The organism is Aequorivita sediminis (assembly GCF_032080575.2).
In the GTDB taxonomy this organism is placed as follows: Bacteria; Bacteroidota; Bacteroidia; order Flavobacteriales; family Flavobacteriaceae; genus Aequorivita; species Aequorivita sediminis.
In genome coordinates this window covers 1-460 of record NZ_JAVLSO020000045.1, presented here as the reverse complement: position 1 = coordinate 460, position 460 = coordinate 1, and the positions used below count along the sequence as shown (strand labels likewise).

General features: G+C 40.9%; 1 protein-coding gene. It reads right to left on the bottom strand.

The window, feature by feature from the left end; genetic code table 11:
- Positions 1–460: DUF7507 domain-containing protein (locus tag RT250_RS13540; protein ID WP_313115423.1), on the bottom strand; the 460-nt coding region annotated here is incomplete at both ends.

The window sequence follows — 460 nt, the reverse complement described above, 5'->3', positions numbered from 1 at the left end:
AGCATCAATATCTGCTTGGGTGATTGTGTAGCTCGCTTCGTAAATCCAAGTTTCAGTTACATCTAACTCTCCATCACCATCAGTATCTCCACTTAATGGACCTGCCAATGGACCTCCTAATAGTGGATCGTCCACTATGATGTCAGACAGACTTACATTTCCTTGGTTAGTCACTGTGAAAGTGTAGGTAATAGTCTCATCAACATTTGAACAACCATCACCGTTCTCGTCATTAAACACTCCTGTTTTTACAATTGCAATTTCAGGCTTCTGACATAAGTCGATTATCGTTGGATCATCATTATTAATTTCTGTTCCTGAATCATCACTTACTTCAGTCTGGTCTGGAGCTGTTCCAGTAGCAATCGCTTGGTTTACTACTTCCCCAGCATCAATATCTGCTTGGGTGATTGTGTAGCTCGCTTCGTAAATCCAAGTTTCAGTTACATCTAACTCTCCA